Source organism: Mycetocola tolaasinivorans, assembly GCF_003667565.1.
Classification (GTDB): Bacteria; Actinomycetota; Actinomycetes; order Actinomycetales; family Microbacteriaceae; genus Mycetocola; species Mycetocola tolaasinivorans.
Window position 1 is genome coordinate 204,070 of record NZ_RCUX01000003.1, and the last position, 15,193, is coordinate 219,262.

General features: G+C 67.1%; 12 protein-coding genes and 1 other RNA gene. 7 read left to right on the forward strand and 6 right to left on the reverse strand.

From position 1 onward, the window contains the following. Nucleotides 1-3 precede the first annotated feature (3 nt). On the reverse strand, nt 4-1,392 hold the full coding sequence (locus D9V32_RS04650) for an ABC transporter substrate-binding protein (RefSeq protein ID WP_183086179.1): 1,389 nt from the start codon (nt 1,390-1,392) through the stop codon (nt 4-6). A gap of 167 nt (nt 1,393-1,559) precedes the next feature. Between D9V32_RS04650 and D9V32_RS04655 the strand changes: the two genes are divergently transcribed. Beyond that, the gene (locus D9V32_RS04655) at nt 1,560-2,888 is read left to right on the forward strand and encodes an enolase C-terminal domain-like protein (RefSeq protein ID WP_121647733.1); all 1,329 of its coding nucleotides are present in this window, start codon (nt 1,560-1,562) and stop codon (nt 2,886-2,888) included. A gap of 85 nt (nt 2,889-2,973) precedes the next feature. Here D9V32_RS04655 and D9V32_RS04660 read toward each other — a convergent pair whose 3' ends face one another. The 3 genes from D9V32_RS04660 to D9V32_RS04670 all read right to left on the reverse strand — a co-directional run bounded on the left by D9V32_RS04660 (nt 2,974) and on the right by D9V32_RS04670 (nt 6,488). Beyond that, nucleotides 2,974-4,209 (reverse strand): ROK family transcriptional regulator, encoded by a 1,236-nt coding sequence (locus D9V32_RS04660; protein ID WP_121647734.1) that lies wholly within the window; start codon nt 4,207-4,209, stop codon nt 2,974-2,976. 83 nt (nt 4,210-4,292) lie between these two features. Further along, the gene (locus D9V32_RS04665; RefSeq protein WP_121647735.1) at nt 4,293-5,882 is read right to left on the reverse strand and encodes a GH39 family glycosyl hydrolase; all 1,590 of its coding nucleotides are present in this window, start codon (nt 5,880-5,882) and stop codon (nt 4,293-4,295) included. Between the two features lie 168 nt (nt 5,883-6,050). Next, the gene (locus tag D9V32_RS04670; RefSeq protein ID WP_121647736.1) at nt 6,051-6,488 is read right to left on the reverse strand and encodes an acyl-CoA thioesterase; all 438 of its coding nucleotides are present in this window, start codon (nt 6,486-6,488) and stop codon (nt 6,051-6,053) included. 195 nt (nt 6,489-6,683) lie between these two features. On the opposite strand from D9V32_RS04670, the gene D9V32_RS04675 reads away from it, so the two are divergent. The 3 genes from D9V32_RS04675 (at nt 6,684) to rnpB (ending at nt 8,739) form a co-directional block, all read left to right on the forward strand. Beyond that, a complete protein-coding gene (locus D9V32_RS04675) occupies nt 6,684-7,502 on the forward strand; it encodes a Nif3-like dinuclear metal center hexameric protein (protein ID WP_121647737.1) in 819 nt (272 codons plus the stop codon). Between the two features lie 37 nt (nt 7,503-7,539). Further along, nucleotides 7,540-8,295 (forward strand): zinc ribbon domain-containing protein, encoded by a 756-nt coding sequence (locus D9V32_RS04680; RefSeq protein ID WP_121647738.1) that lies wholly within the window; start codon nt 7,540-7,542, stop codon nt 8,293-8,295. An 82-nt stretch (nt 8,296-8,377) separates the two neighbouring features. Then, nucleotides 8,378-8,739, forward strand: an RNA gene (rnpB, locus tag D9V32_RS04685) — RNase P RNA component class A. A 57-nt stretch (nt 8,740-8,796) separates the two neighbouring features. Here the strand turns inward: rnpB and ppgK are convergent. Together ppgK and map are read right to left on the reverse strand one after the other, a co-directional pair. Continuing rightward, entirely contained in the window at nt 8,797-9,552 is a 756-nt protein-coding gene (gene ppgK / locus D9V32_RS04690) for a polyphosphate--glucose phosphotransferase (protein WP_121647739.1), read from the reverse strand. After that, entirely contained in the window at nt 9,549-10,424 is an 876-nt protein-coding gene (gene map / locus D9V32_RS04695; RefSeq protein ID WP_121647740.1) for a type I methionyl aminopeptidase, read from the reverse strand. The genes ppgK and map overlap by 4 nt, the downstream gene beginning before the upstream one ends. A 33-nt stretch (nt 10,425-10,457) precedes the next feature. On the opposite strand from map, the gene D9V32_RS04700 reads away from it, so the two are divergent. The 3 genes from D9V32_RS04700 to D9V32_RS04710 all read left to right on the forward strand — a co-directional run bounded on the left by D9V32_RS04700 (nt 10,458) and on the right by D9V32_RS04710 (nt 15,125). Beyond that, nucleotides 10,458-10,643: an SPOR domain-containing protein gene (locus tag D9V32_RS04700; protein ID WP_121647741.1), complete on the forward strand. Its 186-nt coding sequence runs from the start codon at nt 10,458-10,460 to the stop codon at nt 10,641-10,643. Between the two features lie 118 nt (nt 10,644-10,761). After that, a complete protein-coding gene (locus tag D9V32_RS04705; protein ID WP_121647742.1) occupies nt 10,762-12,117 on the forward strand; it encodes a glutamine synthetase family protein in 1,356 nt (451 codons plus the stop codon). Nucleotides 12,118-12,119: 2 nt separating this feature from the next. Continuing rightward, complete coding sequence (locus D9V32_RS04710; RefSeq protein WP_121647743.1) at nt 12,120-15,125, forward strand: bifunctional [glutamine synthetase] adenylyltransferase/[glutamine synthetase]-adenylyl-L-tyrosine phosphorylase; 3,006 nt, start codon at nt 12,120-12,122, stop codon at nt 15,123-15,125. The last annotated feature ends 68 nt before the right edge of the window (nt 15,126-15,193 follow it).

Here is a 15,193-nt window from a genome sequence, read left to right on the forward strand (position 1 = left end):
TGTTTAGCCCTTCTGGGTGGCCCAGTAGGAGTCGATGAGCTCCGCCATCTTTGCCCCGGTCTGTGCCGGGTCGGTCTGGGCGAGCGGGGTCATGTTCATCAGCAGGGCGCCGACGTCACCCGGGTCGTACTGGTTGGGGCGGTAGGAGGTGTCTCCGGGGTTGTAGGTGTTCGGTCCGGCCTCGCCGAACGCGGCCATCATCGCGCCGAGCACGGGGCCGACCTCGGTGGAGGGGTCAGCGCCGAGATCCACCGGTGCGAGGTCCAGAGCATTGGTGGAGAACTTCTTCGCGTTTTCGGGCTCGGAGACGAACTCGATGAACTTCAGGGCGGCGTCCTTGTTCTTGCTGGCGGAGGACAGCGAGAGGCCGGTCAGCGAGAACGGTGCCAGGGCGAGGTCCGTGACGGCACCGTCGGCGGGCGGCGGTACCGGGAAGGTCATCAGGTTGTCGGTGTCAAAACCGTTCTGGTGCAGGAACGACAGGGTGAACGTGCCGCCCACCAGGAAGGAGGACTTACCCTGCGCGAAGCTGAGGTCGGCCTGATCGATGTCGAGGGTCTGCGATCCCGGCATCCAGTACGGCGTGATCTTGTTGTACTCGGAGAGCACCTTGGTGCCGTTTGCCGAGCTCCAGTTCTTGGACTTATCGTCCTTGAACAGCGCCTCGAACGGCTCCTTGCCCAGCTCGCCGAAGCCCATCGGCTGCATGAGCCATTCCAGGCCCGTCGAGGGGGACTTGAGGCCGATGGTCACGCCACCGTTGTCGGGGTTTGTCTTCTTGACCGCGTCGAGCGCGGCGATGAAGTCTTCCCAGGTCTTGGGTGCCTCGGTGATGCCGGCGGCGGCCAGGCGCTCCTTGTTGGCGTAGACGATGCCGAAGGTGCCGATGGTGAGCGGTACGCTCAGGCGCTGGCCCTCCTCGACACCGGCGATCTTTGAGCCGGTTTCCTGCGAGGACTTGAAGTCCGCCGCGGTGACGGTGCCCTCGTTGCGCACCGATTCGAGGTAGTTCTTGTCCCACTCGGGGGTGATCTTGTCGGCCAGGTTTTCCAGCAGGCCGGCGGCGCCGAAGGTGAAGTCTTCGCCGCGCGAGTGTACCTCGAGGAGGTCGGGGAAGTCGCCGGTCTTGGCGGCGGCCTGGGTCTTGGTGACAAACGCGTCATCCGGGGTGATGGCCTGGACCTTGACGGTGATGCCGGTCTTTGCCTTGAAGTCCTCGGCGGTCTTTTCGAGCGCGGTGGCGTGGGTCTGCTTGAAGGTCCAGAGGGTGAGGGGCTTGTCGTCACCCGAGCCCGCATCGCCGCCACCCGAGGCGCAAGCGGTGAGGGTCAGGCCGAGGGCGAGTGTGGTGGCTAGAGCCGCTGTTCGTGTGAGACTCCGATGTCTTTTCACTGTGTGGTGCCTTTCGCTGGGGGTCGATGTTCACCCTCGTTGGTGAACACATGACGAATCTAAATCAATTTGATAGACTGTGTCAACGCGGATTCGAAAATCCGTGTGAGACTCGTTTCCTCGACCCCTGGCAGAGCAGCCACAACCCCGAAACGGAATGCTAGACAATGACGACTTCGCCCGATCTCCCCTTCGCCCTCACCGCCCCCGAACCCGAGGACGGCGTGGTCCTCGCCCGCGCCCCCTGGGATACCGGCCTCATCGATGCCGATGACACCGTGCGCATTACCGGCGTAACCACCTTCCTCACCGCCCCGCAGGGGTGCCCCTACGTCATCGTGCGGGTTGAAACGAACGTGCCCGGGCTGTACGGCCTGGGCTGCTCGAGTGACCCCCAGCGCACCCTCGCGATCGCCTCCGTCGTTAATGACTACCTGGCCCCGATGATTATCGGCCGCCCGGCCGCCGACATCGAAGACATCCACCGCCTGCTGCTCAACGGCGGCTACTGGCGCGGCGGCTCCATTGCCAACAATGCCCTGGCCGGGATCGACGTTGCGCTCTGGGATATCGCCGGGAAGCGCGCGGGCCTGCCCCTGCACGACCTCTTCGGAGGCCGCGCCCGTGATGGTGCCTCCGCTTACACGCACGTCGACGGCTTCACCGCCCGGGAGATCGCCGATAAGGTGATCGCGGCGACCGAGCGCGGCTATCGCCACGTGCGCGTTCAGGTGGCCGTGCCCGGAACCGACACCTACGGCACCGCGGCCAAGGACGCGGCCGAGGAGCGCCGCCGCCACCTGCGGGAGGATCGCTGGGACTCACTCTCCTACCTGCACCACGTGCCGCGCGTCCTCGCCGAAATTCGCGAGCTGGTCGGCGATGGCGTCGAGCTGCTGCACGACTCGCACGAGCGGCTGACCCCGGCGCAGGCACGACGCTTCATGGCCGAGATTGAACCCGCGCGCCTGTTCTTCGTGGAGGACCTGCTCGCCCCCGAGGATGCTGATCACTTTGCCGAGATGCGCCTGGCCGGGTCCACTCCGCTCGCGGTGGGTGAGCTCTATACCGAGGCCTCGCAGTACACCCGCCTGTTTACGACCCGCTCCATCGACTTCGCGCGGCTGCGGATCCCCACCCTGGGCGGCCTGACGACCACGCGCAAAATTTTGGCGGCCGCCGAACTGTTTGGCGTGCGCTCGGCACCGCACGGCCCCGGGGATGTCAGCCCGCTCGGCCAGGCGGCAAACGTGGCCATGAACGTCTCCTCGCACGCGTTTGGCGTACAGGAGGCCGCCGGGTTCCGGGAGGCAACCCTCGAAGTGTTCCCGGGCGCTCCGGTGGCACGCGAAGGCGTCCTGTACCCGAGCACAGAGCCCGGACTGGGCGTGGACTTTAATGAGGCGGCCGCTCGCAAATACCCGGTCACCGCCCCCGGACAGCATGACCGCTGGGCGCTGCTGCGCGCTACGGACGGTGCCGCGCAACGTCCGTAGCGCAGGCTCCACCGGGACACGAAACGGCCCCGAATCAGGTGTTCACCTGACTCGGGGCCGTTTCGTGAAGCGCGCGGGAGGGCCGCTACTGCAGCACGAGCGACTGCGGCTGGACGGACAGCAGGGTGTCGAGCACGAGCGACGCGGCACCGATCGCCCCCACCGCGTCGCCGAGGGCACTGGTCGTGACCACGGTCTCGCGGGTCTTCTCGACAAACGGCGAGGCATCCACGATGTCGCGCACGATGGGCAGGAAGCGCTCGGCCAGCAGGGTCCAGGCGGGGCCGCCGAAGATGATCAGCGGAGCGTCCACCAGGGTGGCGGCGGCCGCGACGCCGCGGCCCACGCGGCGCGCCCAGCCGTCAATGATGTCGCGGGCCTCGGCATCGCCATCGTGGGCGATGCGCACCAGCTCGGCCAGGGCATCCTCGGCCTCGGTGGGGGAGACCGGCAGGGTCAGCCCGGTGAGCACACCCCGGCGCACGCCCTCCTCGGCCAGGTCACGCGTCGTGCAGGAGGCGTCCAGGCCACCGACCTCGCCGGCGTTTCCGGAGACCCCGCGCAGCACGGTGTCATTGACCACGAGCCCCATTCCCGATCCCGTACCGATGTAGAAAAACACGAACGTATCGGCGTCGGCCGCCGCCGGCCCGGCCGCCCAGCGCTCGGCGATCACCGCGGCGGTCACGTCCTTATCCAGGATGACCGGCAGGCCGGTGAGCTCGGCCAGGCGCTCGCGCACCGGAACCCGCCCCCAGCCGCGCAGCTGCGGGGGATCGATGATGACGCCGGATTCCAGGTCGATCGGGCCGGGGGCGGCCACGCCGAGACCCAGGATCCGGTCGCGCGGAACACCCGAGTTGGTGATGAGTTCCTCCACCAGGCGGGCGATATCGGCGAGCACACGATCGGGCTCGCTCACATCGTGCATCGGGTGCCGACGCTCGGCGAGCACGGAGCCGGTCACGTTCAGGATCGCGACGGTCGCGACCGCGGGGTCAAGGTGCACGCCGATCGCGAAGTAGGCGTCGGGGTTGAGGTGGAGCAGCGTGCGGCGCTTGCCACCCACGCCCGCGGCCGAGGGCACCACGGTGCCCTCGTCCAGGATCACGCCCTGATCTATCAGTCTGCGGCAGATGTTCGACACCGTCTGTGCCGACAGCCCGCTCGTGCTCGCCAGCTCCACCCGGCTGAGCCCGTCCGGGGCGCGGCGTAGCGAATCCAAAACCACCGACTCGTTAAAGTTCTTCAGCCGCGGCAGGTTGGTGCCGCGGCGCGCGGAGACCGGCGACTGTTCGGTGGGGTGCGGGGGTCTGGCCATGTGTGGCGGGGGTCCTTCCGGGAGAGAGTGCGGGGTGTGTGGGTGGCGGCGGCTCTGTCGCCACCCACACGTCGAACGCGAACCTAGGGTAGTTGTCTCAGTGCAACAATTGCCCAGGGGGAAACCTCTAATTCACTCGCGAGAATACCACTCTCATCGGCAGAAACCGTGTTCATCGCGGTGGCACGCGCGCCGCGATTGATGAGTGCGAGTTCCTCGCGGGTGGGGGCTGCGGGCTCACCGAGCCTGCGCCACTCGCCGATCGCGTTTCCGTGCTCAAGGTCGAGTGTTTCGATCTCGAACCGGGCACCCGGGGTGAGTCCCTCGAGGCGCACGTTCAGGGTGCGGGGCGCGCCGATGCGGCCGTTGGCGTCGGCCACCTCGCGGGAATCAAACGAGGCGGGAATCGACTTGGGCTGCTCACTCGGATAGTGGTAGACGATCGCACTCAGGAGCCCGGATGTTGAATCGCGGCTGAGGAGCGTGCCGTCGGTGCGTTCGATCAGCTCGTCGCCCAGGCCGTTGAGCAGGCGATAGGCGTGCATGGTGGGCTTCGGAATGCCCGGCAGTGTGAACATGCCGAATCCGCCGTGGAAGAGTTCGTCCCCGGCACCGCCCTCCTCGAACACGTCGGTGAAGGCCCAGTAGGCGAGCGAGTCGACCGTGCCGAGCGAGTGCAGGATCGTGCGTACCACGAACGTTGCCGCCGGCACCGTGTCGTGGGTGTGGTCCCGCGGCGAGGAGGAGGAGCTCCACTCGGTGAGGTGGATCTCGGCCTGTGGATACGCGCTCTCGTCCACGATGCGGCGGATGGTCGCCAGGTCGGTCGGTGTCGCGTCGACCCCGCGGGTAAGCTTTTCGCCCTGCCCGTGCTCGTCGAGTGCCCAGTCGGTGGGGTAGGGGTGGGTAGAGACGAAGTCGACCGGGAGGTTGTGGGCAACGCAGTAATCGAGGAAGGCGTCGAGCCAGACCGGCCGCCAGTCCAGTGTGTCGAGGTCGTCACGCCCGGCAACGATCTGCGCGCCAAAGTCCTCCTTTTCGCCGTCAAAACGGGTGTCGGGTACGAAGTTGGACGTGGCGGGGCCGCCGACGCGCAGCTCGGAGTCGATCGCCCTGATGGTCTCCGCGGTCACCCGATACAGGTCGAAGTATTCGGAGCGGGTGCCGTGGAAGAAGCCCCAGAGGTTGGGTTCGTTCCAGACCTCGAAGTACCAGGTGCGCACCTCGGCGAGGCCGTAGCGTCGAATCCAGTGGCGCAGGAGGCGATCCACGAGCTCGGCCCAGCGGGCGGTGTCGGTGGGCGGTGCGCCGTGCGCACCCCACCAGAACACCGTTTCGGTTTCGCGGGCGAGTGCGCGCGGGCTGAATCCCAGTTCAACGAACGGGCGAATGCCAATCTCGAGCAGGGCGTCGACCAGCGCATCGACGTACTGGAAGTTGAAGACCGGGGTGCCATCCTCGCGCTCGGTGTAGACGAACATGTCGTCGTGGAACAGACCGTGGAATCGGATGTATCTAAAGTCTGCCGAGTCTCGCGCCTCGGCGAGCTGGCGCTGCCAGTCGGCGCGGAGGCCCTCGTTGGCACGGCCGGCACCGACGACGGTGCTCCAGTAGTGGGGCAGCGGGGTTCCCGGGGCGGCGGCGTTGCCGGAGAGGATCAGGGGGGATGTCACGCGGGGGTCCTTTCGACGGTGATGTGGACGGTGCGGGCGAGCGCCGGATACCGGGCTCGGGCTCTGATGCCACTTTATAGTAAATCAAAAGGATTTACTATCTCCCGAACCTCGAAAACACGTGTGGCCTCCGAAGCCAGGCTTCGGAGGCCACACGGGAGGGTGCCGCTAGACGGTGACGATATCCGCGGGGCTGATCCCGTGCGGAAGGCGATCGCGGTTCAGCGTGATCGTGTCATAGCCGTGCGGCACCGGGGTGCCCGTCTCATCCAGGTTCACAAACACGATCTTTTCGATGGTGAGGATCGACTGGCGGGTAAACATGTTGCGCACCTCGGCGCGCATGGTCAGCGAGGTGCGGCCGAAATGCGTGGCGCGCAGACCCATCTCGATGATGTCGCCCTGGCGGGCGGAGCTCACAAAGTTGATCTCCGAGATCAACTTGGTGACGACGCGGTGGTTGCCCAGCTGGAGGATCGCGTAGATCGCGGCCTCCTCATCGATCCAGCGCAGCAGGCTGCCGCCAAACAGGGTGCCGTTCGCGTTGAGATCTTCGGGACGCACCCACTTGCGGGTGCGGAAATTGATTTCGTGATCGGAGCTCATTGCTCCTCCTTCCGGTTCGGGGGTACGGGAAGCAGGGAACGGCGCTGGTCGCTACGTCCACCAATCCTAAACCCGCGTGCTGAGTGGTTCGCAGTGCGCAAAACCGCGGGTGTGTCGAACGCGCGAGGAGGGCACTCGCCCGGGTTCTCGGCATGGTCGGAGCGGGGGATGCCCGTGAGGCCGTATCCTGGAGACGTGACCTACACACTGCAGCACATCCTCGACGTGGCCGAATCCCTCTGGCCGGCCAGTGGCGCATCCTCCTGGGATGCCTCGGGCCTGATCGCCGGCGACCCCCGCGAGGCCGTGTCTGCGGTACATCTCGCGGTGGACCCGGTGGTCGAAACCGCCGCCGAAACGCTTGCCGTAGGCGCCCAGCTGCTGATCACGCACCACCCGCTCCTGCTGCGCGGCGTCACCTCCGTGGCCGCCGACCGCTATAAGGGAGCGGTGATTCACACGCTGATTCGTGGTGGTGCCGGGCTCCTGGCCGCCCACACGAACGCCGACGTCGTCGAGGCCGGTACCTCGCAGATCCTGGCGGATCGCCTCGGCCTGACCCGTACCGCGCCGATTCTCCCGGGAGAAACCCCGGAACGCGGCATTGGCCGCGTGGGCACGCTGCCCGAGCCGAAGACTCTCGGCCAGATCGCACGCGAGCTCGCCGAGATCCTGCCCGCCACCGCCACGGGAATCCGGGCCAGCGGCGAGTACGATCGTGAGATCCGTACCGTGGCGCTGTGCGCCGGCGCGGGCGACTCGCTGCTGGGGGAGCCCGCCGTGCGCGGCGCCGACCTCTACATCACCAGCGATCTGCGCCACCATCCGGCATCCGAGGCACGCGAGCAGGCGCTGCTGGGCTCCGGCCCCGCCCTCATCGATACCTCGCACTGGGCGAGCGAGTGGCTGTGGCTTGACGCCGCTGCCGCCCAGCTCCGCGCCGCCCTCCCCGAGCTCACGGTGACCGTGAGCGACCTCCGTACTGACCCCTGGGACTTCGTCGTCACCCAGTGACGCGTCCCACACCCCGTTCACCAGCGAAAGAGAACCCGTGAAAGCCACCGCCGCCGCGCAAGCCAAACTGCTCGAACTGCAGACCATCGACGCCGAGATCATCAAGCTCGGTCACCGTCGTAACAGCCTGCCCGAACTGGCCGCGCTCGCTTCCCTCGAGGCTGACCGGGATGCCGCCCGCGGTACCCTTGCGCGCGACCTTGGCACCTTTGAGGACGTACGGGTTGAGCTGGATCGCCTCGAGGCAGACTCCGCCGTCGTGGATGCCCGCATCGCACGCGACAACGCGCTGATCGAGTCCGGCAGCAGTAACCCGCAGGCTCTCAGCGGCATTCAGGCCGAGCTCGAGTCGCTGCGCGTTCGTCGCAGCGTCCTGGACGAGGCGCAGCTAATCAGCATGGAGGCCGTGGAAGCGGCCCAGGGCGTGCTGGATGCCAGCCGGGAGGCCGAGTCGGTCATCTCCGGCCAGATCGAGACCGTCGAGGCCAGCCGCGATGAGTCACTCGAGGTTATCGCCGAAGCAGTATCCGAGCAGGAGAACCTGCGTGGCAACCTCGTGGTCGGTATCGACGAGCCGCTGCTCGCCCTGTACGACCGGGTGCGTGTGCGCGGTGGCGTGGGTGCCGCCCTGTTCCGCCTGGGTGCCTGTGGTGCCTGCAAGATCGCCTCCACCGGCAATGAGCTTGAGGCCGTGCGTAACGCCGGCCTCGACGAGGTGCTGCAGTGCCCCGAGTGCTCGGCCATCATGGTACGCACCGAGGAGTCTGGCCTCTGGGGTCCGCAGGCCTCCTAGTTCGGTTCTCGCCCTCGGGTGCGCCGCGCCGCGCCGACCTCGAATCGGCCGTCGCGGGGTGCCGCGCTAGACTGGCAACGAATGGGTCGGCAAGGCGATCGCGGCATCGGTAACGATGACGAGGAACGTCCGGGCTCCACAGAGCAAGGCGGTGGATAACATCCACCCGGGGTAACCCGCGAGACAGTGCAACAGAGAATAGACCGCCACCGGTTTTCCGGGGGTAAGGGTGAAACGGTGGGGTAAGAGCCCACCAGCGACCGGGGTGACCCGGCCGGCTTGGTAAACCTCGCTTGGAGCAAGATCAGACAGGAAACCATGGGGCTGCTCGTCCCGTTTCCGGGTAGATTGCTTGAGCCCGTCGGCAACGGCGGGCCTAGATAGATGGTCGCCCACGAGGGCTTGCCCTCGGGACAGAACCCGGCGTAATAGTCGGCCCATTCCCATCACTTAAAACGCCGCGGCCCCACCTTCCGGTGGGGCCGCGGCGTTTATGCGGTTCTAGTGCGCGCGGGCTGCAAAGGCCGCGGCCCCCAGAATGCCGGCCTTATTGCGGTGCACCGCGGGCATGATCGGGGTGTCCAGCTTCAGCAGCGGCAGGAACTCCTCGTGGTGCTTGGAGACGCCGCCGCCGACGATGATGCGGTCGGGGGAGAAGAGGAACTCCAGCGTCTCGAAGTAGCGCTGCAGGCGCTCGGCCCATTCCGCCCAGTCGAGGTCGTCGCGCTCCTTGGCGCGATAGGAGGCGCGCGTTTCGGCATCGTGGCCGTCGATTTCGAGGTGGCCGAGTTCGAAGTTCGGGATCAGCGCGCCATCAAACACGGCACCGGCGCCGATACCCGTGCCGAGGGTGATGACGAGGCTGAGGCCCTTCTCACCGCGTGCGGCCCCGAACTCCGATTCGGCGAAGCCGGCGGCATCGGCGTCGTTCACGAAGGTGAGTGGGCGACCGAGGGCCTCACCGAAGCGGGCGTGGGCGTCGAGCCCGATCCACTCCTTGGAGACGTTTGCGGCCGACATCGTCTTACCCCCGCGCACGATTGCGGGGAATGCGACGCCGAGGGGGCCGGATGCGGCATCCGCGCCCAGACGCGAGATGATTTCGGCCACGGTCTCGATGATGTCGTCGGGCCGGCCGCCCTCGGGGGTGAGGATCTTGACCCGGTCACTGATCAGCTCGCCCGATGCCAGATCGACGATGCCGCCCTTAATTCCGGTTCCGCCAATGTCGATTCCGACGGCGTGCGCGGCGCTCATTTTGCGCTCGGCAGGGTCAGGATGTCGGCACCGGTTTCGGTGACCACAAGCGTGTGTTCGAACTGGGCGGTGAGGCTCTTATCTCGGGTCGTGACCGTCCAGTCATCTGCCCAGAGATCCCACTCGATACCGCCGAGGGTCAGCATCGGTTCGATCGTGAAGACCATGCCGGGCACCATGACATCCGCGTAGCGCGGCGCTGAGTCGTAGTGGGGGATGATCAGCCCGGAGTGGAACGCGGCCCCCACACCGTGGCCGGTGTAGTCGCGCACCACGCCGTAGCCGAAGCGCTTGGCGTAGGCCTCGATGGTGCGGCCGATCACGTTGACCTCGCGGCCCGGTGCCACCGCGCGAATGCCGCGGCGCAGGGCCTCCTCGGTGCGCTCGACCAGCAGGCGGGTCTCCTCGGCAACGTTGCCCACGAGCAGGGTGCGGTTGGTGTCGCCGTGGAAGCCGTCCAGGTAGGCGGTGATGTCGATGTTGAGGATGTCGCCGTCGCGCAGCACGGTGTCATCCGGGATGCCGTGGCAGACCACCTCGTTGAGGGAGCTGCAGAGTGACTTCGGGTAGCCGCGGTAGCCCAGCGTCGAGGGGTAGGCGTTGTGGGCGATCAGGAAGTCGTGCGCGATCTGATCGAGCCGGTCGGTCGTGACGCCGGGTACGGCGTGCTCCTCAACCAGGGCGATCGCGTCGGCGGCCAGACGGCCCGAGCGACGAATGCGCTCGACGTCCTCGGGGGAGTAAACATCAGACCCCGTAAACGTCGCCGGGGCGGTTTTCCCGACGTATTCGGGCCGTGGAATATGTGCGGGCACCGAGCGCTGCGGCGAGACGATACCGGGAATAAGGTTTCCGTGGGAGTCCTGAGGCATAGGATCAGTCTAGGCCCTGATCTAGGAGGAACAATGGCGACCGACCCGGCAACCCAGTATTGGTACAACACGCGCACCGGCGCGGTGGAGCAGGGATTCGTCTCGCCCGCCGCCGATCGTGTGGGCCCCTTTGAAACCCAGGAGGAAGCTGCCCACGCGATGGATAAGCTCCGGGCCAACGCCGAGCGCTGGGCACGTGAGGACGCCGAGAACGACTGACCCGATGTAAACAGCGTGTTTCGGCTCGGCAAAACACCCGCCGAGGCATTCCACGCGCACGGCGTGACCCAGTAGCCTAGAGACAGTAAGTGCGCCTGGTCGCAGGAAAGAGGAGCCCATGGATAAGCAGCGCGATTTTGTACTGCGAACGATCGAAGAGCGCGGCGTAAAGTTTGTGCGCCTCTGGTTCACCGACGTCGTGGGTACGCTGAAATCCGTGGCCATCGCACCGGCCGAGGTCGAGGGTGCCTTCACCGAGGGCCTGGGCTTTGATGGCTCCGCAATCGAGGGCATGTCGCGACGCTTCGAATCCGACCTGCTCGCCCACCCGGACCCCTCGACGTTCCAGATCCTGCCCTGGCGTGGCGAGCAGGACCCCACCGCGCGCATGTTCTGCGACATCACCACACCGGATGGCCAGCCCGCCGACACCGACCCGCGCAACGTGCTGAAGCGCGCCCTCGCGCACGCCGCCGATCGCGGGTTTACCTTCTATACCCACCCGGAGATCGAGTTCTACCTGCTGAAGTCGGCACAGATCGGCCCCGAGGGCCCGATTCCGGTCGATTCGGCCGGCTACTTCGACAACGTGCCCGGTGGCACCGCGCACGACTTCCGTCGCCGCTCGGTCCGGATGCTCGAAGACCTCGGCATCTCGGTGGAGTTCAGCCACCACGAGGCCGGCCCCGGTCAGAACGAGATCGACCTCCGCTACGCGGACGCCCTCGCCACCGCCGACAACATCATGACCTTCCGCACCGTTGTCAAGGAGGTCGCGATCGAGCAGGGTGTGTACGCCACGTTCATGCCCAAGCCGATGTCGAACCAGCCCGGATCGGGCATGCACACCCACATGTCGCTGTTTGAGGGCGACACCAACGCGTTCTTCGAGGCCGGCGCCCAGTATCAGCTGAGCAAGGTGGGTCGCCAGTTCATCGCCGGCCTGCTGCACCACGCGCCCGAAATCACCGCCGTGACCAACCAGTTTGTGAACTCCTATAAGCGTCTGTGGGGTGGCGTGAGCGGCAACAACCTGGCCGAGGCACCGAGCTACGCCTGCTGGGGCCACAACAACCGCTCGGCCCTCGTGCGCGTGCCGCTGTACAAGCCCAACAAGGGCCAGAGCGCCCGGGTTGAGTACCGCGCAATCGACTCCGCGGCGAACCCCTACCTGGCCTACTCGCTGCTGCTGGCCGCGGGTCTCAAGGGAATCGAGGAGGGCTACGAGCTGCCGCCGGAGGCCGAGGATGACGTGTGGTCGCTCTCGGATGCCGAGCGCCGCGCGCTGGGCTACAACCCGCTGCCCTCGAGCCTCGACAGTGCGATCACGCTGATGGAGCGCTCCGAACTCGTCGCGGAAACCCTCGGCGAGCAGGTGTTCAACTACGTCCTGGCCAATAAGCGCCAGGAGTGGGACGAGTACCGCGCTCAGGTGACCCCGTACGAGCTCGCTAAGAACATCGAAATTCTGTAGCGGTGGCGCGTCCGGCAACCGGCCTCAGCCAGCTCGCACGGATCGGCTTTTCGAGTCTCACCTCCGCACGTGACCTCCTCGGTCGGCTGGGTGAGCTCGGTTGGCCGGTCACGCCGGAGGCGCTTGAGGAGTTCGCCGCGGCCGCGGATCCCGATGAGGCGCTGCAGACGCTGCTGCGTCTTGGGGAAACCCACCCCGCAGTCCTCGGCGCGATCGCCGCAGACCCGGAGTGGCGCGGCGCGGTGATCCGCACGGTGGGTGTGTCCCGTGGCCTCACGGACTTCCTGCTGCGGCACCCTGAGGAATTCGGGGTGCTTGCCGAACCGGCGCTGCGGGTTCCCACCGCCCCCGAGATGCTGCGCCGTCTCCACGAGGCGGTGCGCGCAGAGGACGGCTTTTCCGCCCTCCCCGAGCGGGAGGCGGTGTCGGCCCTGCGCATCGCGTATCGACGTGAGGTGCTGCGCATCGTCGCGGTGGACACCCTCGCCGAGGACCCCCGTGACGTACTGGATGCCGTGGCCGCCGCCCTCTCGGATGCCGCCAGTGCCGCGCTCTCGGCCGCGCTGGCCATCGCCCGCGCGGTAGCCTCCGATCCTGCCGGTGAGCTACCCCGCTTTCCCCGGGATGACGTGCGGGCCACCCGCCTCGCCATCATCGGGATGGGAAAGGCCGGTGCCGGGGAACTCAACTACGTGAGTGACGTTGACGTCATCTACGTCGCCGAAGCGCAGCCGGAATCGGAGATCGATAACCACCGGGCCATCGTGATCGCCACCCGCCTGGCCACCATCGTGATGCGCAGCATCTCCGAGAGCGCCCTCGAACCCGCGCTCTGGGAGGTCGACCCCAACCTGCGCCCCGAGGGCAAGCAGGGCGCGCTCGTCCGCACGCTCGACTCCCACCTGGCCTACTACGAGCGCTGGGCGAAGAGCTGGGAGTTCCAGGCGCTGCTCAAGCATCGCTATCTGGCCGGAGACGCCGAACTCGGTGCCCGCTATCACGAGGTCATCGATCCGCTGATCTGGGAGAGCTCGGCCCGGGAGAACTTTGTGGAGTCCGTGCAGCGCATGCGCGAGCGCGTGACCGCGAATATCCCCTCGGAGGACGTCGGGTTCCAGCTCAAGCTGGGCCCGGGCGGCCTGCGCGATATCGAGTTCACCGTGCAGCTGCTGCAGCTCGTGCACGGCGCCACCGATGCGAGCGTCCGCGTGGGCGGCACGGTAGCGGCCCTGCGTGCCCTCGCCGATGCGGGGTACATCGGTCGCGAGGAATCCGGCGAGTTTATGTCGGACTACCGGCTGCTGCGCGTCCTGGAACACCGACTTCAACTGCAACACATGCGTCGCACGCACCTGATGCCGCGCGAGGAGGACGCCCTGCGCATCCTGGCGCGTGGCTCGCGCCTCGCGGCCTCCGGGGGCGACCTGGTGCGCCGCTGGGAGGCCACCAAGCAGCGCGTCCGTCAGCTGCACGAGCGGCTGTTCTACCGGCCGCTGCTCGCGGCCGTGGCCGAGCTCAGCGCCGAGGAGGCGCGGCTGTCGCCGGCCGCCGCGGGTGCGCGTCTCGCGGCCATCGGCTTCCGTGATCCCGTGGGTGCCCTCGGGCACATTGCGGCCCTCACAAACGGTATCTCTCGCAGTGCGGCGATCCAGCGCAACCTGCTGCCCGTGCTGCTGCGCTGGCTCGCCGACGGCGCCGACCCCGACTACGGTCTGCTCGCCTTCCGCCGCCTGAGCGACGCGCTCGGTGGCACACACTGGTTCCTGCGCATGGTGCGCGACTCCTCGGGTGTCGCCGAACGACTCACCCGCGTTCTCAGTGGATCACGCTTCATCGGTGAGCTCCTTGATCGCTTCCCCGAGGCGGCCGCCTGGCTGGAATCCGATGACCTGATGCGCCCGCGGCCCCGCGAGGCACTGCGGGCCGAGGTGCAGGCGATCCTCAGCCGAAACGAGCAACCCGAACCGGCGTCCCGCGCGGTGTTGCGTGTGCGCCGGCGTGAGATTCTGCGACTGGCCCTCGCCTCCGTGCTCGGCGTGTGTGACGTACGCACGGTCGCGGGCGGGCTGACCTCCATTACCGAGGTCACGATCGAGGGTCTGCTCGATGTCGCGCGCCGCGGCGAGGGGCTCGATGCCACCCAGCTGGAGTTCGCGATCATCGGGATGGGCCGCCTCGGCGGGGGAGAGCTGGGCTTCGGCTCCGATGCCGACGTCATCTACGTCTATCGCGCCGCGGCACTCGATCCCGAGCGCGCCGCGCGCGCGGCGGGTCGAATCGCGAGCGAAATGTCGCGCCTCAGCACGGATGCCCGGCTGCCGCTCGATCTCGATCTCGACCTCCGCCCGGAGGGTCGAAATGGTGCCCTGGTGCGCTCCCTGGACTCGTATCGCGCGTATTACGCCCGATGGTCCCTCACCTGGGAGGCACAGGCGCTGCTGCGGGCCCGCCCGATCGCCGGGGATGCCGATCTCTGCGCCGACTTCACCGCGCTTGCCGACACCGTCCGCTATCCGACGGGTATCGCCGAGACCGAACTGCGCGAGGTGCGTCGAATCAAGGCCCGGGTCGAGGGGGAGCGTCTTCCCAAGGGTGCGGACCCCACCCGCCACGTCAAGCTCGGGCGAGGGTCACTCAGTGACGTCGAGTGGTTCACCCAGCTCGTACAGCTCGAGTACGCCGCGGAGATTCCCGAGCTGCGCACCACGAGCACGCTCGATGCGCTGAGCGCCGCCGAGGCGCACGGTTTTGTGTCGACCGATGACGCGGAGCAGCTCAGGGAGGCCTGGCTGTTCGCATCCAGGGTGCGCTCGGCCATGACACTGTGGTTGAATCGCACCACCGACGTTCTGCCGCGAGATCGCGATCAGCTCGAAGGAATCGCCCGAATACTGGAGTATCCGGGCGGTGCGGCGGGAGAGTTGGAACAGGACTATCTGCGCATCACCCGCCGATCCCGAGTCGTTTTTGAACACCTCTTCTACGATTCGGTAGGGGAAAATACCTAGTCAGCTTTAATTTCTTCACCCTGCAACACCGGCTGTGCCTCCTGGCGCAGTGCGCCCGAACGCATCTT